A 19,092-nucleotide genomic window follows, 5' to 3' on the forward strand; every position below is an offset into this window, starting at 1 on the left:
TCACCCGGAGATCTGGATGGAGGCGCTGGAGAAGGTCGGCAACTGGAAGCTGACCTGGGCTGTGCCCGCAGGTGGTGCGGGGAACTGCATGAAGATGGGGACGGTGTCACCACTCTTGACAGTCTGCACGCCGGTCGTGGTCAGCGGGCGCCCTTCCGTGTCACGGAGCACGTAGTACCGCTTCCTGCCCTTCGAGTCCACCAGCGTGGCGCCGCCGAAGGACTGGCCGTTCTTCATGATCTCGGTCTCGTTGCCGCTGAGTTGTGACGAGAGAACCGCGTCCTTACCACCGTCGTTCTTGAGTTGCGCGTTAACGGTGACGAAGCCGCCGGCGTCACGCTCCGCCGACGTGATCGACAAGGACAAGCCGTCCGGACCTCGCAGCTCGGCCAACGGCTCGGCGGACTGGCCCTCCTGAGCACTCGGCCGGGAACCGCCGCTCTTTGAAGCGGACGTCGAAGTATCCGGCTTGGCGTCATCGCCACTGCCACCGCAGGCGGCCGCACCGAGCACCAGACCGGTCGACAGGGTGAGCGCGAACAGCCCCCTGCGGGCCTGCGCAGCGAACCGAATGCTCATGACTCTGCTTCCTTCTCGATCGTCGTGCGCTTGTCAGTCGGCCAGGTGAACATCGAAGAGGTCCTGGGGTTTCGGCAGCCCCGCTCGGTCGTCCGGATCCGGTTCCCAATCCTTCCCACCCTTGCAGGTGAGGCGGGGCAGCACATCAGTCGTGTCGTCCTCACCGGGAGGATCGAACCCGCACAGGGGCTCGATGACCGCTGTCGCGGACTTGGTCGACTTGATGTTCTCGGTCCCGGGCACGACGGAGTCTCCGACCGTCTTGTCGGTCTGGACTTCGACCGTGTATCGGAGCAGCTCGGGGTCACAGGAGTTGACGTGGGCGTCGTTCTCCGCGGCCAGTTGTTCGGCTCGCCAGCACGGATCGTCGACGCCTTTGCCCTCGAAGATGTCCGCCCACTTGGTGGGGTCCGACAGGGCGTCCACCCACATGCCGACGAGCTGGTCCCGTGCCTCCTGAGCCGCTGCGAGCGCTGCCGCGTCGGCTGCGGTCTGGGCTCCGCCCCGGTTCACCGCGGCCTGACCGACCGCAAGGTAGGCGAACGCAAGAAAGAGCAGGCCTGCCACCACCGTGATGTAGATGGGGAAGGCCTGCCCTGAGTCGCCGTGGACTCGCCGGTCGATCAGGTGATTTCCGTGATCTTGGTCTTGATCTTGTCGAGAATCGTCTTGCCGATATCCGTACCGGTGATCGCCAAGACGATCGCGACCACGACCGCGATGATGCCCAGATACTCGACGGCCGTCTGTCCCTTGTCCCCGGCCCGTCGCTGAATCGCTGCGACCGTCGTGTTCTTCCAGCCGTTCACACGCACTTTGGTCGCCACAGCCGTTTTCAGCAACAGATCGCTCACGGTGTTTCCCTCCGCCTTCGCTTCCGACCCCGGAAACGTAAGCCCCGACAAGGTGCCCCTCTAAGGGCCCCAGGACCCATTCCCGGGCCCAGCCCCGCCCCCGGTCGGCCATTTCAGGCCACCCCCAGCCACTTGGCGGCCGCCTGGGACCTCGTCGTGCTGTGGAGTTTGGCGAAGATGCGGTTGATGTGGTTCTTGACGGTCTTCTCGCTGATGAAGCAGGCGGCAGCGATCTGCTGGTTGGTCATGCCGGACGCGATGAGGTCCATGATCTCCGCCTCCCTGCCGCTCAGTTGGAACCGCGACCGATAAGACTGTCCCACATCCGGTTGCAGTTGCGAAAGGTTTTGGGGTGGAACGAGGCCCAGAAAAGGCGGCAGTTCCGGCTTCGCATGTGCAGGTGCACTCTCCCGCACCCCGTTCACCAGCGCCCGCGCCGCTCCCGGCGTCACATGCGGCCGTCCCTCGCGTACGTCGCGCACCGCCCTCACCAGTTGCTCCGTCGTGAACTCACCGTGCACCAGGTAACCCCCCGCCCCCAGCCGCAGCGCCTCCCGTACGGTCTCCGTCTCGTGGCTGTACGTCAGCATCATGACCGGGGCCAGGCGTACCAGGTGGGGCAATGCCGAGATTCCGTCGACTCCGGGCATGCGGACGTCCAGGAGGACGACGTCGGGGCGGTGGACCAGTGCCGCCTCGTACGCCTCGCGGCCGTCCGCCGCCTCCGCCACCACCGTGGTGTCCTCACGGTCGGAGAGGAGGGCGGTGAGGCCCGCGCGGATGACCGGGTTGTCGTCGGCCACCACGAGGCGGAGGGGGGCCGTGACGGTGCCCGGCGGGAAGTCCGGGCCGGGGTTCAGGTGCTGCATCGGGTGCCTCCTCTCGGGCTCAAGGACTCAGGCTTTCTCGGGTGTGGCGTCGGGTCTCGCGGGCCCAGAGGGCTGCGCGGGTCCAGCGGACTGCGCGGGTCGCACCGGCTGCCCGGACGGCGGCGGCAGGCCGGACACCGCTGGCTGTCCGGACCGCACCGGCTGCCCCGACAACGCCGACTGCCCCGGTACCGCCGGCTGCCCGGACACCGCTGGCTGCCCGGGCCGCACCGGCTGCCCCGACCGCGCCGGCTGCCCGGACACCGCTGGCTGCCCGGACCGCGCCGCCTGCCCCGGCACCGCCGACTGTGCCGGACGCAGAGGCAGTTCCACCCTGACCTCCGTGCCGCGGGCGTTGCCGCCGCGGCCGATGCGGATGCGGGCCCCCGCCGCGGCGGCGCGCTCGACCATGCCGAGCAGGCCGAAGTGGCCGGCGCGGCGCAGGGCGTCCAGTGTCGTGCCGGAGGGCAGGCCGTCGCCGTCGTCGTGGACGGACAGGCGGAGCAGATCGCCCTCGACCCCCGCGGTCAGCTCCACGCGGGTCGCCGACGCGTGGCGGTGGGCGTTCTCCAGCGCCTCCGTTGCGATGGCGAGGAGGTGGCGGGCGAGGGGTGCGGCCAGGGGCGGGAGGGGGGTCCGGGGGTCGTCCGTCCGGCGGCAGGTCACCGGCAGGCCGGTGCGGGCGGCGAAGTCCGTGGCGCGGGACGTCACCTGGGCCCAGAGGTCGGTGCGCGGCGCCGCCGGGGAGTCGTCGCGGCGCAGGTCCTCCAGGAGCTCCCGGGACTCCGCCGCCGCCCTGCGGGCCGAGCGGGACACCAGGTCGGCCTGGCGGCGGACCCGGGCCGGGTCCGGGGCGCCGGCCGACGCGGTCGCCGCCAGGCCGTCGGCCGCGAGGGCAACGCCGTACAGGGTCTTGGCCACCGAGTCGTGCATCTCGCGTGCCAGCCGCGCACGTTCGGCGTGCACCGCCTCCGTCGCCGCCAGGCGGGCCTGCACCGCGGTGAGCGCCTGCGTCGCCGCGCCGTAGCGGAGCATCAGGTTGCGCAGGGTCGAGCCCATCGCGCCGGTGACGACGCACAGGCCGGGCAGCAGCAGGGACTCGGCGACGCCCGCCCGCTGGTCGGCCTGGAGGGTGGCGTGGACCAGCAGCAGGATCAGGGACTGGAGCGAGGCGAAGCAGGCCGCGCCCCGCCAGCCGTAGACCAGGCCGGCGAGCAGCGGGGTGCAGACGCTGACGTAGGCGAGGGTGGTGTCCGGGCCCGCGGAGACCAGCGGGAGGGAGCCGAAGAGGGTGTCGGCGGCCAGCAGGCTGGGGTGGCGCAGCAGCAGGGGTCCGAAGCGTTCCCAGTCGCGGAACAGCACGTAGGACACCATGAAGGTGACGACGACGGCCGCGCCGACCAGGCGGACGCCCAGGCCGGGGGACGCGTTGAGCAGGGCGGCCGGGGCCGCGAGGACGATCATGGCGAGGCGGAACCCGAAGACCTGCCTGCACATCGCCTGCAGGGCGCGGACCTGCAGCTTCTCGGGGTCGGGTGAGGGCGGGTACGCCCGGCCGCCCACCGGGTGCGCGTCGCCGCCGGCGCCGTCGGCGGGGCCGCGGCCGGTGTCACCGCCCGCCGCGGGCCGTCCGGCCCCGGCGCCCGGGCCCGCGTCCTCCGCCCGGCCGCGCCGGTACGGGCGGCCCGCGGCTCCCGCCCGGCCGCGCCAGTGCCGGCGGCCCGTGGTCCCCTTCGCCGGCGTCATGGTGGTCACCCCGCCCCCGCCTACTCGCCCGTCAGGGAGCCGAAGTCGACGCCGGAGCCAAGCAGCAGGCCAGCGCCCAGCAGCAGCATCGTCGCCGGAACCATGAACGTGGTGATCATCAGGGTGGCCTTGGGGACCGCGCGTGCGGCCTTGCGGCGGGCGTTCTGGGCGTCCGTGCGGCGCATGTCCTTGGCGAGGGAGACGAGGGTGTCGACGATCGGCGCGCCCAGTTCCTCGCCCTGCTGCAGTGCCGTCACGAACATCGCCACCTGTTCGGAGTCGTTGCGGCGCCGCAGCTCCGCGAAGGCCTGGCGGCGGCTCATGCCGAGGTCCATCTGGCGCAGCGTGATGCGCAGTTCGTCCGCCCAGGGGCCCTCGTAGCGGGTGGCCACCCGGTCCAGCGCCTGGCGGAAGCCGAGCCCCGCGCTCACCACCACCGCGAGCACGTCCAGGAAGTCCGGCAGGGTCCGCTCGATGACGTCCTTGCGGACGCGGATCGCCGACCAGATGCCGACCTCCGTCCAGAACGCCCCGAACAGCAGCAGGAGCAGGGCGACGAACCACTGCCCGCGCAGCAGGAAGACCAGGAAGCCGACGCCGCCGAGCGCGCCGTACACCGCGCGCCGGGCCGCGTAGCGGTCGATGGTGAGGCCGCCGGGGTTGCCCGCGAGGTCGATCCTGCGGCGGTACCGGGCGACCAGGCGCGGGCCCATCAGCCGCAGCACGGCCGGGGCGTAGCGCATGCCCATGCGGTCGATCACCGAGTCCACCGCGCCGGTTCGGGTGGCGCCGACCTCCAGGGCCAGCGCGAGGTCGCCGGGCAGTTTCGCGTCCGCGCGGTACATCCGGACGCCGGCGAAGACGCCCCAGACGCCGAGGCCCATCAGCAGGGCCAGCAGGTATGCCATCAGGTCAGCCCCCCTCACACGTCGATCCGGCTCATCCGGCGGATGAGGACGAAGCCGACGGCGTACAGGGCGAACGCGATGATCACGCAGGCCTGGCCGACCGGTGAGCCGGTCATGCGGTCCAGAGCGCCGTCCTTCACCCCGTTCATCAGGAACAGCGCGCCGATGCCGAGGACGGGGACGGCGTACGACGTCATCGTCACCTGGGAGAGCTGGGTGCGGATCTCGCGCCGGGTCTCCTTGCGTTCCTCGAGGGTCTCGGTGAGGTTGCGCAGGGCCGAGACGACCTGGCCGCCCGCCCGGTTGGACAGCACCAGGGTCGTGACGAGGACGACCAGTTCGCGGGAGGGCAGCCGGTCGGCGAGCTCGCCGAGGGCGTCGTCCAGGGAGTGGCCGATGGCCAGCTGGTCGGAGACCTTGGCCAGTTCCTCACCCGCGGGCGCCTCCAGTTCCTCCGCCGCCATGCCGATCGCGGTGCGCAGCGCGAGGCCGGCCTGGGTGGCGTTGGCGAGGATGCGGGCCAGTTCGGGGAGCTGGTTGATGAAGCGCTCGATGCGTTTCTGCCGCTGCCAGTTGAGGAACTGGACGGCCGCCCAGATGCCGAGCAGGCCGGCGAGCGGGCCGAAGAAGGGGGCCAGGGTGGCCTGTCCGATGAGCCAGAGCGATGCGACCGTGGCGAGCATGTAGGCGAAGAACTCGCCCGGGGTGACGTCCAGGCCGGTCGCGGCCAGCCGCAGTTCGAGTTTCCGGCCGAGTGCGGTGCGGCGCAGCCGGCGGTCCAGGGAGTGGAAGCGGCGCCGGCGGCCGGGGGCGGAGTCGGGTCCGGTGAGCGCGAGCCGGTCGACGAGGGCGGCGCGCTGGGCCCGGCCCGCGGCGTAGGTGTGGATGCCGGCGACGGCCAGGACGCAGGTCAGCAGGGCGACACCGGTGGTGAGCCGTACGAGCGTGTGGAGTTCCATGGGGGCCTACCTGGCTTCTCGGGTGGCGAGCTGCTCCGCGGAGTGGGCGACGCCGAAGGCCTGCGGGATGGGCTGGCCGGCCATGTGGAGGCGGTCGGCGGCGCGGCGGGGCAGCGGGTGGTACTCGAAGGCGCCGTACACCCGGCCTTCGGCGGTCATGGGCCGGGCGTGGAAGCGGGCGGCGGTGGCGAGCCGGTACGGGTCGCCACCGTGGCTGTCGAGCAGGGCGATCTCGGTGATGCGGCGGGCGCCGTCGGCGACCCGGGTGAGCTGGACGATGACGTCGACGGCGCTGTTGATCTGGTCGTGCAGCGCGACGAAGGGCACCTCGACGTCGGACATGGAGGCGAGGGTCTGCAGCCGGGTGAGGGCGTCCTCCGCGCTGTTGGCGTGCACGGTGGCCAGCGAGCCGTCGTGGCCGGTGGACATGGCCTGGAGCATGTCGAGGGACTCGCCGCCGCGGACCTCGCCGACGACGATGCGGTCGGGCCGCATGCGCAGGGAGTTGCGCACCAGGTCCCGGATGGTGACCTGGCCCTTGCCCTCGACGTTCGGCGGGCGTGACTCGAGCCGGACCACGTGGGTCTGCTGGAGCTGGAGTTCGGCGGAGTCCTCGATGGTGATGATGCGCTCGTGCGCCGGGATGAGCCCGGACAGGGCGTTGAGCAGGGTGGTCTTGCCGGTGCCGGTGGCCCCGGAGACGATGATGTTGAACTTGGCCTGCACCAGTCCGGCCAGCAGGAACACCATGGGCTCGTCGAGCGAGCCGAAGCCGATCAGCTCCTGGAGGGTGAAGGAGCGCGGGAAGCGGCGGATGGTGAGGGTGGGGCCGGTCAGGGACAGCGGCGGGATGATGACGTTGACCCGCTCGCCGGAGGGGAGCCGGGCGTCCACCATCGGGTTGGACTCGTCCACCCGGCGGTTGACCGTCGACACGATCCGCTCGATGGTCTGCATGAGCTGGTCGGCGGAGGCGAAGCGCAGCGGGAGCTGCTCGACGCGGCCGCCGCGTTCGACGAAGATCGCGTCGGGGCCGTTCACCATGATCTCGGTGATGGAGGCGTCCTCCAGCAGGGGTTCGAGGATGCCGAGGCCCAGCGCCTCGTCCACCACCCGCCGGATGAGCTGGGAGCGCTCGGCGGTGGAGAGCACCGGGCCCTCGCGGCTGATGATGTGCCCGAGCACCCGTTCGAGCCGCGCCCTGCGCTCGGCGGCGGCGAGCGAACTCATCTCGGCGAGGTCGATCTCCTCCAGCAGCTTGGCCCGGTAGGAGGCGACGAGATGCGTGTCCTCACCCCGGGTGCCCTGCTCCTCGGGGGAGTTGATGCGTGCCCGCAGGCTCATGGGTTCGCCTCTCCTCGGTCAGTGGTCGCGGGGCATGGTGGCGGACTTCTCGGCGGGGTCGAAGTGCCAGCCCGGGACGACCGAGGGGATGGAGACGGAGGCGGTGACGGTGACCGAGTCGGCTCCTCCCCCGCTCGCGCCGCAGGTCACGGTCAGTCCCCCGCTGACGGCCCGCGCGCACGCCTGCTGGGCGGACTGCCCCAGCGACTCGGCCCGCGCCCCGGCCCGCGCGGCGGTGCCGGCCTGCTCGGCGGCGTAGGCGATCGCCCCGATCTGGAAGCCGGCGAGGCCGACGACCAGCAGGACGGGGATGAACCCCAGGTACTCGATGGCCACCTGGCCCAGGTCGCGTCCCCTGCGTGGCATGTCAGTCCTTCACCTCCTCGACGGCTCCGGCGTGGCCGTGCACCGTGACGGGGAAGTCGATGGAGCCGGGGAAGAGGACGGGGACCTTCAGCGCCACGTCGGCGGTCACATAGCCCTCCCCGCCGCACCGCGTCACCTCGGCGCCCTCCCGCCAGGCCCCCGACAGGTGCTTCAGCGCCGCCTGCCGGCACGCGCCGAAGCGCTCACCCCGGTGTGCCGCCGTGCCCGCCCGCACACCCTCGTCGGCAGCATTCCCCGCGAGCGTGTAGGCGTACCCCACGAGCACGCACTGCCACATCAGCACCAGCGTGAGCACGATCAGCGGGGTCATACCCAAGAACTCGACGGCGACCTGGCCCCGGTCGTCACCGCGCAGGCGTCTCATCGGGGCCCTCACTCCTTCCGCCGCCGGAAGCTCACCGGGCCGCGGTCGCCGCGCGGCCGGCCGCCGCCGCGGTGGGACGGGCCCTCGGGGGCCTTCGCCAGGCCCAGTTCCCCGGCGAGCGCCCACAGGGCCTGCTTGACGGTGCTCCGGGCGTCCAGTTCGTGGACGCGGCCGGCGTCGACGACCGCCTGCAGCTCCTTGAAGTTGGCGGGTACGGCCGTGCGCGCCAGCGCCGTTCCGGTGATGCGCTGCACCAGCGGGGGCTGGATCTCCGTGCCGCGCGTGTGCCGGTTGACGACGACCGTCGTCTCCTCCGCCTTGCGGATCTGCAGCCGGTCCCACATGCGCACGGTCCGCTTGGCGGCGCGCACAGCGACCACGTCGGGCGTGGCCACCAGCAGCGCGGTGTCGGCCGTCTCCACCGCCGCCGCGCTCGCCCCGCCGAGCTGGGCGCCGCAGTCCACGACGACGACCTCGTAGCGCGAGCGCAGGGCGCTGATGACCTGGCGGGCGGCGCGGTCGGTGACCTCCTCGCCGCGTTCGCCCTCGGCGGGGGCGAGGAGCAGGGCGAGTCCGGTGTCGTGGCGGAAGACGGCGTCGGCGAGGACGCGCGGGGAGATGTCGTTGATGGCGGCCAGGTCCACGACCGAGCGGCGGAACTGGACGTCCAGGTAGGAGGCGATGTCGCCGGTCTGCAGGTCGAGGTCGACCAGGGCGGTGGGCCGGCCGGAGGCCTGGGCGGCGAGCGCGAGCTGGATGGCGACGAGGGTCGCGCCGACCCCGCCCTTGGCGCCGCTGACCGTGACGACCGTGCCGCCGGCCCCGCCGAGCGTCTCGGCGCCGTGCCCGAGGTGGCGGCGTACGCCCGTGGACCACTGGGCGACGGCCTGGACGCGGCTGGCGAGTTCCTCGTACGACAGCGGGAGCGGGACGAGGCCCCGGGCGCCGGAGTCCATGGCGGCGGCGAACAGGCCGGGGCTCGCGTCGGTGGTGACGAGGATGACGCCGACGGCCGGGAAGCGCAGGGCGACCTCGCGGATCAGCTCCAGCGCCGGTACCGGGCCGATGCGTTCGTGGACGACGACGACCTCGGGCAGTTCGTCGACCGACTCGGCGGCGAGCCGGGCGAGGGAGTCGACCAGCTGGGTGGAGTCGGTGACGGGCGGCTGCGGTTCCGCGTCGGGAAGCTGGCTGAGCAGCGTCACGAGGGAGCGGACGGCGTCGGGGTCGGCGCCGGCCGGGAGGATCCTGGTGGGCATGCGGACCGCCTCTCACTTGTCCGTCGCGAGTTCGTACGTGCGGTCCTTGTCCGGGACCCCGGTCTGGCCGCCGGGCGCCACCAGGGCGAGCCGGACCCGCTGGGCGAAGGACTCGGCGTAGGTGATCCGCTGGGCGTCGAGGGTGGACAGCGCGAACGTGATCGGGACGGCCTCGGTCGGCTGCTGCCGGTCCCTGCCGGTGTCGGGTTCGAGCGCGGTGATCCGGCCGACGTCGAGGACGCGGGCGTTGGTCACGATGATCTTCGACTGGTCGGGGTCGCCCTCCTTCTTTCCCTCGAAGGTGGCATAGACGTTGACGCGCGAGCCGGGCGTGATCTTGCCGGCGACGCCGGTCGCCGCGTCGATCATGATGGCGACCTCCTGCTGGCCCGGCTGGAGGGCGGGCCGGTCGACGATCATGTCGGTCTGGAGCAGGGAACCGGCCCGCAGGGTGGTCACGGCGATCTTGCCGCGGAGCTGCCGCAGATCGGTGACGGCGTTGCCGGACAGCCACCGCTTGGGCATCTCGGTCTTCTCGAACTGGCCCGTGTTCAGCGCGGTGTACGGCTTCACGTCGGACCTGACCCGGTAGGCGGTCACCTCGGGCCCGACCTTGGAGTTCACGTCGTGGACGACGGAGAGCACGCCGGCGAACGCGCCGAGAGCGCACAGGACCGACAGGATCAGGAGTATCACGCCGCGGCGCTGACGGGAGTTCATGAACCGTGCAACCTCATTGGGGGAATCGGTCGAGCGGGATGTGATCTGGCGTTCGTGCTGGTCAGGCGGGCGTTCGTTGCTCCAGGGCGCGCGGCGCGGGCGGCTCGTGCCCGGGCGGGGTGGCGGAGCAGAACACGCAGCGGTCGCCGATGACGTCGAGGCCGCACCAGTGGCAGGTGGACTGCCGCACCGAGGTGACCAGTTGGTAGAGGACGGACAGGTCGGCGAGGTAGCTGCAGAACTCGATCATCCGGCCCGTGCCCCACCAGCGCGGCGACTCGGCGGGCAGCGGGGTCTCGCGCAGCGCGTGCGCGGTCCACTCCTTGGCGAGCCCGGTGATCCAGTCGCTCTGCAGCTGTCCCTTGGCGACGAGCATCCAGGTGCCGAACTCGGGCCCCTTGAGTCTGGCGCCGGGGGCGATCCGGACGAGCTGCGGCTCGGGATGGGCGACGACGGCGAACTGGCTGCCCGGCACCCAGGACTTGGCGTGCGACTTGAGCCCGACCGGCACCCGGTCGAGGCGGGCGACCGAGCCGAGGACGGCGCCGGCGTGGATGTAGTGGGTGAGCAGCCGGCCGGCCGAGGCGAGCACGCCGGGGCTGAGGTCGCAGGAGGCGAGCTGCCTGAGCTGCCGGGCCAGGACGGCGATGCCGAGCGGGGGGAGTTCGGGCCGGAAGACGGCGACGCGGTCGCTCTCCAGCAGCGAGCGGAGGGTGTGCAGCCGCCGTACGACGGGCTCCGGGGTGGCCTGCGAGCACACGACGACGACGTACCCGTACTGCTCGGTCAGCGCGTGCAGTTCGGTGAGGGTCTGCTCCAGCGGGCGCCGGTCGAGGTCGCGCAGCACGACGGCCGGCATGGTCCGTTCGTCCTGCGCCGGCAGCGCCATGTCGGCACTGGTCACGGCAATGGCAGTTGGCACGCGCAGCTCCCCGCTCCTTCACGCCACCGCGGCTCGTCGGTGTCACTCCAACGCGCCGGGACGACTTCATTGCGTGACTACCTGAGCACTGTATCCACGCCCCAATGAGCGGAGAACAGCGTTTGTGTAGCTCGTGTGGAACTCATCGGGCACAAGTGACGCCAAAACCGGACAGGTTGAGCCTCCGAGCGGAGACGGTTTTGGTCTGGACCTCTTGACAGCCGGATTGGCCTAGACCAACTTGTACGCCAACGGTGGCCACCGTCCCCCGCTCCACCCTCCCCACCGACTCCCCCACCGGAGGCCCCTGTGGACCGTGCATCAGCCATGCCCTCGGACCGGACCGGACGCAGACGCCGCACGCGCGTCGGCACCTGGTCCGCCGCCACCGCCCTCGCCCTCGCGGCAGCGGGCCTGGCCGCGGCCCCCGCCTCGGCCGCGGACGTCAACAACGCCCGCAACGCCGGATTCGAGTCGGGCCTGGGCAACTGGACCTGTACGGCCGCCAGCGGCACGACGGTCTCCTCCCCCGTCCACTCCGGCGCCGCGGCCCTGAAGGCGACCCCGGCCGGCCAGGACAACGCCCAGTGCACCCAGTCGGTGGCGGTGAAGCCCAACTCCACCTACTCGCTGAGCGGATGGGTCCAGGGCGGCTACACCTACCTGGGCGTCACCGGCACGGGCACGACGGACGTCTCGACCTGGACCCCCGACACCGCGTCCTGGAAGCAGCTCTCCACGACGTTCACCACCGGCGCGTCGACGACGTCCGTCACGGTGTACACGCACGGCTGGTACGGCCAGGCCCCCTACTACGCCGACGACATCTCCGTCTACGGCCCCGACGGCGGCGGTGGCGGCGACCCGGCCCCCACCGTCCCCTCGGCACCCTCCGGCCTGACGGTCTCCGGCACGACGTCCTCCTCCGCCTCCCTGTCCTGGTCGGCCGTGTCCGGCGCCACCGGCTACAACGTGTACCGCAACGGCACGAAGGTGACGGCGGTGACGGGCGCCTCGGCGACGATCAGCGGCCTCACCGCGTCGACCTCGTACTCCTTCCAGGTCACCGCGACCAACTCGGCCGGCGAGTCCGCGAAGTCGGGCACGGTGACGGCGACGACGGCGGCCACCGGCGGGGGTGGGGGCGGCGGCGGTGCGCTGCCCAAGCACGCCGTGACCGGGTACTGGCAGAACTTCAACAACGGGGCGAAGGTCCAGAAGATCTCCGACGTCCCGGCGGCCTACGACATCATCGCGGTCGCCTTCGCCGACGCCACCACCACGCCCGGCGCGGTCTCCTTCAACCTGGACTCGGCGGGCCTCGGCGGCTACACCGTCGACCAGTTCAAGGCCGACATCAAGGCCAAGCAGGCGGCGGGCAAGAAGGTCATCGTCTCCATCGGCGGCCAGAACGGCACGGTGTCGGTCAGCGACTCGGCCTCGGCGGCGAACTTCGCGAACTCCGTCTACTCCCTGATGCAGACCTACGGGTTCGACGGCGTCGACATCGACCTGGAGAACGGTCTCAACGCCACGTACATGACGCAGGCGCTGCGCTCCCTGTCCTCGAAGGCGGGCTCGTCGCTGGTCATCACGATGGCCCCGCAGACGATCGACATGCAGTCGACGTCCAACTCCTACTTCCAGACGGCCCTGAACATCAAGGACATCCTCACGGTCGTCAACATGCAGTACTACAACAGCGGTTCCATGCTGGGCTGCGACGGCAAGGTCTACAGCCAGGGCTCGGTCGACTTCCTGACGGCCCTCGCCTGCATCCAGCTCGAGGGCGGCCTCTCCCCGTCCCAGGTCGGCCTCGGCGTACCGGCCTCGACGAGCGGCGCGGGCAGCGGCTACGTGTCCCCGACGATCGTCGACAACGCCCTGGACTGCCTCTCCAAGGGCACCGGCTGCGGCACCTTCAAGCCCTCCAGGACCTACCCCGACCTGCGCGGCGCGATGACCTGGTCCACCAACTGGGACGCCTCGTCCGGCAACGCGTGGTCGAACGCGGTGGGGGCGCATGTGCACGCGATGCCGTGACATCAGCGCCGGCTGAACGGAAGCCCGGGTCCGGGGGGCCCGGGCTTCCGTGTGTGCCTCAGGGGCGGGTGAACGACATCACGCCCACTTGGCGTACCTTTACTCCCCCTTTGCGGTCCTGCAGTAGTGAACTAAAGATCGACTACTAAGGTGGAAGTCCGGGCGGTCAACGGACGGGGGAACCGGTCAAGTCATGGGTACGGACGCCGAGATACTCGAAATCAAGATCGCCGACATCAAGGCGACAGCACCCGACTTCCACCACCAGAGCGTTGCCCTTGCGAAGGCGCTCGGTAGGCTGAGACAAGGACTGACCGCAGCCGGCGCTCCTTGGGGGGACGACGAACAGGGCGAAAAGTTTCACAACGCCTACGACCCGCACGTCAAGCGCATCGAGCGCTCCACCCAGATCCTGGTCGACGGTCTGGCCAGCATCCATGAAGCCATGGTCGACATGGCTGACGGGCACATAGACAACGAGCAGCTGATCCGCGGCATGTTCAGCCGGATCCACGTAGCTCACGGCGCGAAGGACAGCGGCCAGTGAGCGTCGCCGACAAGGCCCGCAAGGTCGTCCAGGACATGACGGGCATGTGGTGGCCTGACGCCGACGAGGGCGGATTGCGTGATGCCGCCAAGGCGTGGAAATCCTTCGCCGATGATGTCGACGATGTCACATCCGCTGCCAACAAAGCGGCACGCTCCCTCATCGAGAACAACAAGGGCGAGGCCATCTCCGCCTTCGACGACCCGTTCTGGCGTCGCTATTACCACGGCGGGCACGGGTGGCTACATGACCTGGCCGATGCAGCGCGCGATATGGCCAAAGCCCTGGATGCCTACGCCGACGTGGTGCATGGGGCGAAGAAAAAGCTGGAACACGAGTTGGAGATCGTCGGTGCCACCGTCGTAGCCGGCACCGTCCTGGCCGTCTTCACAGCGGGTATATCCGAGGGCGCGGCAGCGGCGGCGGCGGTCACGGTCGCGGACTTGGCCGCCGGTCTGGGCATAGCGGTGACCGAGGAAATCGCCACCATCGCAGGGACCACTCTGGCCACGGCGGCCTTCGCCGGGGTCGAGTCCATCACGGTCGATCTCGCCGTCACCCAGCCGGTTTCCATAGCCCTGGGTGAGCAGAAGGACGGGCTGAGTCTCGATGAGGCCCGTGAGGCGGGACTGTACGGTGCACTCACCGGTGGCGTCCTCGGAGGAGCGGGCGCGACCTACCGAGCGGCGCGAAGCGGGGGACTTTCGAGCTTCTTCGACGGGATCGACACCGATCTTGCTGGACCGCGCGTGGCCCTCGCAGGAGTCACTGGTGATCTTTCGGGAGTCACCGGTGATCTGGCGACAGGTGACTCCCACGCGATGAGAGTCAGCGAAGGCGGCACCAGTGGGGGCCTAGGCAAGGGACCATGGCCAGCGGCGAGCGACATCAAGGGACCGGCTGCAGGTAAGGATCTCAAACCCCCGCACCCCCGTCATACGATCTCCGGAGCGGGTAGCGGCGAGGTCAAGGAGGTCAACAGTGTCGTCCTTCGCGGCCACGAACAGGAAATCAACCAGGACGTCGCCGACATTGCCGCCGGCAAGGGAAACTTCGACAAGGTATCGAACCGCTATGAGATCAACGGCCGCACCTATGGCGTGGAGGACACGGGGAGGGTGTATCCAGACAGCGGCACAGGAATCGCCAAGCTCGATCGAAACGAGTACGCCGCTCTTCAGCAGATCGTGAAGGCCAAGGGTGACATCAGTGCCGCACCCCAGTTGACGCGGAATCCACGATTCACACGGAACCCAGGGGTCGTAGAGAAGGCCCTGGATATCTACAACGGGACCTATTCACCATGACGTACGACCTCCTCATCCTGGAGTCCTTGTCTCTCGACCGCGTAACGCTGGCCCTGTCGCAGTGCTTCCACGTGGGCGTGCAGGATGTGGACGTCGCCGACGAGGCCACCGATCAGGACCTCCGGAACTGGGATGCGCTGGTGCTTTGCGAGAAGAAGACGGTCCTTGGTGACGTGTCCACATCCCTGGACATCTATCTCCAGGAGTCCGTGGAGCCGCAGCCGAGCGAGCGGGAACTGGCCTCCGCGCTTGCCCGCGCAACGCGATCCGCGGTGCTCTTCCCTGCCGAGGAAGCCATGCCGAGCGCTTACTGGCTGGCCGCAGAGGACGGGGTGATCACGCGCGCACGACTGAACTCCTCTGACGACGAGCAGCCCCGCTACACGATCGATGTGGTCGAGGCCCCGGTGGCTGAACTGCCCCACGTCCCTGTCGATCGCATTGCCGAAGTGGTGCGCGAGCAGCAGGTCGCGACGCCTGTAGGCGCCGCCTTCGCCGCACACGTGCAACGCCTCTTTCCGGAGGAGGCCAAAGCCCCTGGAACGCCTCACTGGTACGCGAGCAACCGACTAGGCGCCTGGGAAAAGCTCGTCCGGCAGATGGAGGCCGGTTGGGCGCCGGGCGGCTGGTTTCCGTCCGACCTGTATCTCGAACGTCTCGAGGCGAGGGACGAACTGGATCAGGTAAGTGACCAACTCCCCGAGTCGGTTACCGCGCTGCTCGGGAACGCTCTTGCGCCCCTGGACACCCTCTTCACGCGGATGACGGTGGAGGACACCGACCAGGTGTGCCGAGAGCTCGCCCGCGCGCGGGGCATCGCGCCGGGGCGCGGCTGGTGGTGGGACCGCCGCCCCGATCCGCTGCCTTGGTGAGCGTCTTGAGCGCTCGCGGAGTCGGGCTCTCGGATCGGTCCGCGCCGGCGGTCCGTCAGGGCGGGCGATTTCTGTCATATGCCTGTGTCTGCGACCCCGCCGGTAGTACGGTCTGATCTGTCGTCAGCCGGAGTTTTTGGGGGAGCGGGATGACAGGCGTGGAGATCGCGATCGGCTGCCTGTTCGCATGGGCGGCTCGCAAAGCGCGCCGGGTGGGGGCCCGGGCCGACCAGGAGGCGGACCGCGCCCTGGACGCGGCGATGGACCGGGTGCACGAGGTGGTCAGCGCGAAGCTCGGGCAGGAGACGGCCCTGACCCGCCTCGACGAGGAGGCCGCGGCCGGTCGCGGTGAACCTACGCCCGAGACCCGCCAGTGGCTCCAGATCGTTTTGAAGGACGCGATCGACCACGACGAGGCCTTCGCCGCGTCGCTCCGGGACGCGCTGGACCAGCTTCCAGCCCGGCCCGAACACGCCGCCCAGGGCGCGAACGCCCTGCAAGGCAATGTCTTCCATGGCGACACGGCCGTCCAGGTCGGGGACAACGGCCACCAGGTCAACAACTTCGGGACGCCCAGATGACCGACCTCGGACAAGGCGGCGGGGACGGTCCCGGCAGATTCGACCACAACCACCTTCACGGGCCTTCCGGCGTGCAGGTCGGGCCGAACGGCCAGCAGTTCAACGCCAATCCCAACATCAACATCCGGCAATCGGGATTCCTGCTGCCGGCCGTCTGCGTCGCCGCGCTGGTCGGAGGGGCGGTCTTCGCGGTCATGGCGCTCGCACCCTGGAAGGGCAGTGCGCAGGGCGCCGCACCGCCCCCGGACTCGATCGCGAGCAGGGGCCCCGACGTCACCGCCCCGGCACAGGACTCCCCTTCGGAGCAGGCCGCCGTCTCCTCACCGACGACAGCGGCGGCTGCCGCCGGCCCGGTACGGTGGCAGGGGGAGATCAACATCGGCATGGCGGGAGTGGACCTCGACTCCCTCCCCCCGTCCCAGAGCACCGACGACTCCTACGACGCCGCGCTGTACAGCAGCAGCGACGCACTGATGACGAATCGATCCGGCGCTCCCGACGTGGCGGCGTGGCCCGGCCCCGGAACGCCGAGCAGGAAGCAGTGCGCCGATCAGCTCGCCACCCACGGCGGCTTCATGGCCCAGGCGGCGACCGAGAGCGTCCTGTGCGTCAGGACGCGCACCGGCCGCGTCGCCGCCCTGACGATCACCTCCATGGGCGATGTCTTCACCGCCGGCACGGCCAAGGTGATCGTCTGGGAGACGAAGGACCAGTAGTGCCCGGTCAGTCCTGAGACCACTCCCGCAAGTCAGACACCCCTCTGCGAGCAGGGACAAGAAAGAGCTGGATCGTGGAGTACTGGAAGGTCGACTGGTTGCACGATTTCCAGTCAGAGCCCACAACCCTGTTCAACGAGATCGGTGACGACGGATACGAAGTCCGAAAGGTGCAGCACTACCGCGACGGGCGGAAGCTGAAGGCTGACGCATTGCACGAGTCGGCGGAAATCGGACTCAGCGAAATTCGCGTAGGCGCCATCGAGGATGTGGCCGGTCAACCCGAGTTCCGGGCCACGCTGATCACAGGCGCGGCGTTTGAGGAAGCGTGGCGAAGTGCGTCATGGGTAACGCGCGGGCCAAATTCTGCCTACAGGTAGATCGCCCCCACGCCCATGCTGGCGCGCACCTCGCTGGGCTGTCAGGGCTCAACGAGTCAGGCCGTCGCGAGTTCGCACCACACGTACTTGCCCCGGTTCCCGAACCTGGCCGACGGCTGCCAGCCCCAGAAGTCCGCGCACGCCCTGACCAGGGCCAGACCCCGGCCTTCCTCCCCCAGCTCGGGCACCTCCTCCCACGGGCGGAACGGCGCCGGCGGCCCGGGGTCCGTGTCCCACGCCCCGATCCACACCACCCCCTCCACCGAGCGGCGCACCCTCAGCGCGGCCGGCCCCTTCGTGTGCCGTACCGCGTTCGACACCAGCTCTGCGGCAAGGAGTTCGGCCGTGTCGACCATGCCGATCAGGCCGTGCATCGTGAGGATCAGACGCAGCGTGCGACGGGAGATCGTCACCGCTCTGAGGTCGTTGGGGATGTAGAGGGTGTAGTCCCAGGTTTCGGGCATGACTCATCCACTCCGGTGAGGTGAGGGTTTCGGTCCGAGAGCGCGCGGTGGCATTGCCGCAGGCGTCATGGCAGGACGACGCGGTGCACTTCCGCAGCGCGTTCACTTCATTACGGAAAGTAGGGCCATATTTTGGGACCCTGCAAGTGGTTGCCGTAATCTACCCCCCGAACGAGGCACAGCCGCACCGCAGTTGAGGCGATGGAGGAAGCCATGCCACGCAGGCAGCAGCCCACCGCACGACAAGAGCGCCTGGGCGCTGAGCTGCGGAAACTGCGCGAAGCCGCAGGACTCAAGGGGCGCGAGGCAGCCGCGCTGCTAGGGACCGACTCGGCGCAGATGAGTCAGATCGAGGCAGGCACCGCCGGTGTGAGCGAGGAGCGGGTACGACGTCTCGCCGCTCTGTACGCCTGCACGGATGAGGGACTGATCGAGGCCCTGGTCGGGATGGCGACCGACCGGACCCGTGGCTGGTGGGAGGACTACCGGGGCCACCTGCCGACGCCCTTCATGGACTTGCCCGAGCTGGAGCACCATGCCAGCTACCGCTGGGACGTCGAGTTCCTGCATGTCCCGGGCCTTCTGCAGACCGCCGCGTACGCCCGGTCCCTCTTCGCCTACGTCAATCCGGAGTTCCCGGACGGTGACGTCGAGCGTTGGGTGGAGCATCGGATGAAGCGCAGGGTCATCATCGATCGCGCGGATCCGGTTCCGTACGCAGCGGTGGTCCATGAGGCGGCGCTGCGCATCAGGGTCGGTGACCGAGCCGCAGCGCGCGAGCAGCTCAACCGCGTTGCCGAACTCTCCGAGGCCGACCATGTGACAGTGCGCGTCGTCCCCTTCGACATCGACGGCTTCGGCGGCGCGGGAAGCGCCATGGTGTACGCGGGCGGTCCCGTACCCAGGCTGGACACCGTCGTTCGCGACGGTCCCAACGGTCCGGTCTTCGTCGATGCCGAGGCCCAACTTCAGAGATACCGAACGCTCTTCCGTAGGGTGGAGGCGGTGTCACTCGACCCCCACCGGTCGCGTGACTTCATCCACCGGCTGGCTAAGGAGCTGTGAGCATGCTGACCCCCGGGACATGGCGGAAGTCGTCCTTCTCGGGCGGGGGCCAGGGAGACGCCTGCGTCGAGATCGCCGAAGGCCCCACCCGCATAGCCGTCCGCGACTCCAAAGCCCCCGCCCGAGCCACCCTCAGCTTCGCCCCCCGGGCGTTCGCTCCCTTCGTGGAAGCGCTGAAGGGTGCTCAGGGTCGGACGACCTGAGAG

At 70.0% G+C, this 19,092-nt stretch carries 23 protein-coding genes; 9 read left to right on the forward strand and 14 right to left on the reverse strand.

What is annotated here, in order from left to right:
- From ACZ7JA_RS01840 to ACZ7JA_RS01900, 13 genes are all read right to left on the reverse strand, one after another.
- Positions 1 to 579 (reverse strand): hypothetical protein, encoded by a 579-nt coding sequence (locus tag ACZ7JA_RS01840; RefSeq protein ID WP_470806820.1) that lies wholly within the window; start codon positions 577 to 579, stop codon positions 1 to 3.
- 33 nt (positions 580 to 612) lie between these two features.
- Positions 613 to 1,203, reverse strand: a complete 591-nt coding sequence (locus tag ACZ7JA_RS01845; protein WP_470807134.1) for a pilus assembly protein TadG-related protein — start codon at positions 1,201 to 1,203, stop codon at positions 613 to 615.
- Complete coding sequence (locus ACZ7JA_RS01850) at positions 1,203 to 1,433, reverse strand: hypothetical protein (RefSeq protein ID WP_451792052.1); 231 nt, start codon at positions 1,431 to 1,433, stop codon at positions 1,203 to 1,205. The genes ACZ7JA_RS01845 and ACZ7JA_RS01850 overlap by 1 nt, the downstream gene beginning before the upstream one ends.
- A gap of 113 nt (positions 1,434 to 1,546) precedes the next feature.
- Complete coding sequence (locus ACZ7JA_RS01855; protein WP_470806821.1) at positions 1,547 to 2,302, reverse strand: response regulator; 756 nt, start codon at positions 2,300 to 2,302, stop codon at positions 1,547 to 1,549.
- A 27-nt stretch (positions 2,303 to 2,329) separates the two neighbouring features.
- Positions 2,330 to 4,048 carry a sensor histidine kinase gene (locus tag ACZ7JA_RS01860; protein WP_470806822.1) on the reverse strand — a complete coding sequence of 573 codons (1,719 nt, stop codon included), beginning with the start codon at positions 4,046 to 4,048 and terminating at the stop codon, positions 2,330 to 2,332.
- A gap of 20 nt (positions 4,049 to 4,068) precedes the next feature.
- The gene (locus tag ACZ7JA_RS01865) at positions 4,069 to 4,956 is read right to left on the reverse strand and encodes a DUF5936 domain-containing protein (RefSeq protein WP_351662225.1); all 888 of its coding nucleotides are present in this window, start codon (positions 4,954 to 4,956) and stop codon (positions 4,069 to 4,071) included.
- 14 nt (positions 4,957 to 4,970) lie between these two features.
- The gene (locus ACZ7JA_RS01870) at positions 4,971 to 5,915 is read right to left on the reverse strand and encodes a type II secretion system F family protein (RefSeq protein WP_470806823.1); all 945 of its coding nucleotides are present in this window, start codon (positions 5,913 to 5,915) and stop codon (positions 4,971 to 4,973) included.
- A 6-nt stretch (positions 5,916 to 5,921) separates the two neighbouring features.
- Positions 5,922 to 7,259 carry a CpaF family protein gene (locus ACZ7JA_RS01875; RefSeq protein WP_470806824.1) on the reverse strand — a complete coding sequence of 446 codons (1,338 nt, stop codon included), beginning with the start codon at positions 7,257 to 7,259 and terminating at the stop codon, positions 5,922 to 5,924.
- A gap of 18 nt (positions 7,260 to 7,277) precedes the next feature.
- Positions 7,278 to 7,625, reverse strand: coding sequence for a TadE/TadG family type IV pilus assembly protein (locus ACZ7JA_RS01880; protein WP_470806825.1), 348 nt, complete (start codon positions 7,623 to 7,625; stop codon positions 7,278 to 7,280).
- A gap of 1 nt (position 7,626) precedes the next feature.
- Entirely contained in the window at positions 7,627 to 8,010 is a 384-nt protein-coding gene (locus ACZ7JA_RS01885; protein WP_389303923.1) for a TadE/TadG family type IV pilus assembly protein, read from the reverse strand.
- Between the two features lie 8 nt (positions 8,011 to 8,018).
- The gene (locus ACZ7JA_RS01890) at positions 8,019 to 9,269 is read right to left on the reverse strand and encodes a CpaE/TadZ family protein (RefSeq protein WP_351662215.1); all 1,251 of its coding nucleotides are present in this window, start codon (positions 9,267 to 9,269) and stop codon (positions 8,019 to 8,021) included.
- A 12-nt stretch (positions 9,270 to 9,281) separates the two neighbouring features.
- Positions 9,282 to 9,989 (reverse strand): Flp pilus assembly protein CpaB, encoded by a 708-nt coding sequence (gene cpaB, locus ACZ7JA_RS01895; protein WP_351662213.1) that lies wholly within the window; start codon positions 9,987 to 9,989, stop codon positions 9,282 to 9,284.
- A gap of 61 nt (positions 9,990 to 10,050) precedes the next feature.
- Positions 10,051 to 10,893, reverse strand: coding sequence for a hypothetical protein (locus ACZ7JA_RS01900; protein ID WP_450743191.1), 843 nt, complete (start codon positions 10,891 to 10,893; stop codon positions 10,051 to 10,053).
- Positions 10,894 to 11,238: 345 nt separating this feature from the next.
- Here ACZ7JA_RS01900 and ACZ7JA_RS01905 point away from each other — a divergent pair, with 345 nt between their 5' ends.
- The 7 genes from ACZ7JA_RS01905 (at position 11,239) to ACZ7JA_RS01935 (ending at position 17,357) form a co-directional block, all read left to right on the forward strand.
- Positions 11,239 to 12,954 carry a chitinase gene (locus ACZ7JA_RS01905; protein WP_470806828.1) on the forward strand — a complete coding sequence of 572 codons (1,716 nt, stop codon included), beginning with the start codon at positions 11,239 to 11,241 and terminating at the stop codon, positions 12,952 to 12,954.
- A gap of 193 nt (positions 12,955 to 13,147) precedes the next feature.
- The gene (locus ACZ7JA_RS01910; protein WP_470806830.1) at positions 13,148 to 13,501 is read left to right on the forward strand and encodes a WXG100 family type VII secretion target; all 354 of its coding nucleotides are present in this window, start codon (positions 13,148 to 13,150) and stop codon (positions 13,499 to 13,501) included.
- Complete coding sequence (locus ACZ7JA_RS01915) at positions 13,498 to 14,808, forward strand: WXG100-like domain-containing protein (RefSeq protein ID WP_470806832.1); 1,311 nt, start codon at positions 13,498 to 13,500, stop codon at positions 14,806 to 14,808. Before ACZ7JA_RS01910 ends, ACZ7JA_RS01915 begins: the two co-directional genes overlap by 4 nt.
- On the forward strand, positions 14,805 to 15,680 hold the full coding sequence (locus ACZ7JA_RS01920; RefSeq protein WP_470806834.1) for a hypothetical protein: 876 nt from the start codon (positions 14,805 to 14,807) through the stop codon (positions 15,678 to 15,680). The genes ACZ7JA_RS01915 and ACZ7JA_RS01920 overlap by 4 nt, the downstream gene beginning before the upstream one ends.
- Before the next feature lie 149 nt (positions 15,681 to 15,829).
- A complete protein-coding gene (locus ACZ7JA_RS01925; protein ID WP_351662203.1) occupies positions 15,830 to 16,261 on the forward strand; it encodes a hypothetical protein in 432 nt (143 codons plus the stop codon).
- Positions 16,258 to 16,977 (forward strand): hypothetical protein, encoded by a 720-nt coding sequence (locus ACZ7JA_RS01930; RefSeq protein ID WP_351662201.1) that lies wholly within the window; start codon positions 16,258 to 16,260, stop codon positions 16,975 to 16,977. The genes ACZ7JA_RS01925 and ACZ7JA_RS01930 overlap by 4 nt, the downstream gene beginning before the upstream one ends.
- 74 nt (positions 16,978 to 17,051) lie before the next feature.
- Entirely contained in the window at positions 17,052 to 17,357 is a 306-nt protein-coding gene (locus tag ACZ7JA_RS01935) for a DUF6881 domain-containing protein (RefSeq protein ID WP_470806837.1), read from the forward strand.
- Positions 17,358 to 17,413: 56 nt separating this feature from the next.
- On the opposite strand, the gene ACZ7JA_RS01940 is transcribed toward ACZ7JA_RS01935, so the two are convergent.
- Entirely contained in the window at positions 17,414 to 17,821 is a 408-nt protein-coding gene (locus tag ACZ7JA_RS01940; RefSeq protein ID WP_470806839.1) for an ATP-binding protein, read from the reverse strand.
- 213 nt (positions 17,822 to 18,034) lie between these two features.
- Here ACZ7JA_RS01940 and ACZ7JA_RS01945 point away from each other — a divergent pair, with 213 nt between their 5' ends.
- Positions 18,035 to 18,886 carry a helix-turn-helix domain-containing protein gene (locus tag ACZ7JA_RS01945; RefSeq protein WP_389303911.1) on the forward strand — a complete coding sequence of 284 codons (852 nt, stop codon included), beginning with the start codon at positions 18,035 to 18,037 and terminating at the stop codon, positions 18,884 to 18,886.
- Positions 18,887 to 18,888: 2 nt separating this feature from the next.
- Positions 18,889 to 19,089 carry a DUF397 domain-containing protein gene (locus ACZ7JA_RS01950; protein ID WP_389303909.1) on the forward strand — a complete coding sequence of 67 codons (201 nt, stop codon included), beginning with the start codon at positions 18,889 to 18,891 and terminating at the stop codon, positions 19,087 to 19,089.
- The last annotated feature ends 3 nt before the right edge of the window (positions 19,090 to 19,092 follow it).

This window comes from Streptomyces sp. NPDC038135, assembly GCF_055601245.1.

Bases quoted from the DNA above. Each gene is read 5' to 3' on its own strand.
- ACZ7JA_RS01840 (WP_470806820.1), bottom strand. From the start codon at position 579: ATGAGCATTCGGTTCGCTGCGCAGGCCCGCAGGGGGCTGTTCGCGCTC.
- ACZ7JA_RS01855 (WP_470806821.1), bottom strand. From the start codon at position 2,302: ATGCAGCACCTGAACCCCGGCCCGGACTTCCCGCCGGGCACCGTCACG.
- ACZ7JA_RS01860 (WP_470806822.1), bottom strand. From the start codon at position 4,048: ATGACGCCGGCGAAGGGGACCACGGGCCGCCGGCACTGGCGCGGCCGG.
- ACZ7JA_RS01865 (WP_351662225.1), bottom strand. From the start codon at position 4,956: ATGGCATACCTGCTGGCCCTGCTGATGGGCCTCGGCGTCTGGGGCGTC.
- ACZ7JA_RS01870 (WP_470806823.1), bottom strand. From the start codon at position 5,915: ATGGAACTCCACACGCTCGTACGGCTCACCACCGGTGTCGCCCTGCTG.
- ACZ7JA_RS01875 (WP_470806824.1), bottom strand. From the start codon at position 7,259: ATGAGCCTGCGGGCACGCATCAACTCCCCCGAGGAGCAGGGCACCCGG.
- ACZ7JA_RS01880 (WP_470806825.1), bottom strand. From the start codon at position 7,625: ATGCCACGCAGGGGACGCGACCTGGGCCAGGTGGCCATCGAGTACCTG.
- ACZ7JA_RS01885 (WP_389303923.1), bottom strand. From the start codon at position 8,010: ATGAGACGCCTGCGCGGTGACGACCGGGGCCAGGTCGCCGTCGAGTTC.
- ACZ7JA_RS01890 (WP_351662215.1), bottom strand. From the start codon at position 9,269: ATGCCCACCAGGATCCTCCCGGCCGGCGCCGACCCCGACGCCGTCCGC.
- cpaB (WP_351662213.1), bottom strand. From the start codon at position 9,989: ATGAACTCCCGTCAGCGCCGCGGCGTGATACTCCTGATCCTGTCGGTC.
- ACZ7JA_RS01905 (WP_470806828.1), top strand. From the start codon at position 11,239: ATGCCCTCGGACCGGACCGGACGCAGACGCCGCACGCGCGTCGGCACC.
- ACZ7JA_RS01910 (WP_470806830.1), top strand. From the start codon at position 13,148: ATGGGTACGGACGCCGAGATACTCGAAATCAAGATCGCCGACATCAAG.
- ACZ7JA_RS01920 (WP_470806834.1), top strand. From the start codon at position 14,805: ATGACGTACGACCTCCTCATCCTGGAGTCCTTGTCTCTCGACCGCGTA.
- ACZ7JA_RS01925 (WP_351662203.1), top strand. From the start codon at position 15,830: ATGACAGGCGTGGAGATCGCGATCGGCTGCCTGTTCGCATGGGCGGCT.
- ACZ7JA_RS01930 (WP_351662201.1), top strand. From the start codon at position 16,258: ATGACCGACCTCGGACAAGGCGGCGGGGACGGTCCCGGCAGATTCGAC.
- ACZ7JA_RS01940 (WP_470806839.1), bottom strand. From the start codon at position 17,821: ATGCCCGAAACCTGGGACTACACCCTCTACATCCCCAACGACCTCAGA.
- ACZ7JA_RS01945 (WP_389303911.1), top strand. From the start codon at position 18,035: ATGCCACGCAGGCAGCAGCCCACCGCACGACAAGAGCGCCTGGGCGCT.
- ACZ7JA_RS01950 (WP_389303909.1), top strand. From the start codon at position 18,889: ATGCTGACCCCCGGGACATGGCGGAAGTCGTCCTTCTCGGGCGGGGGC.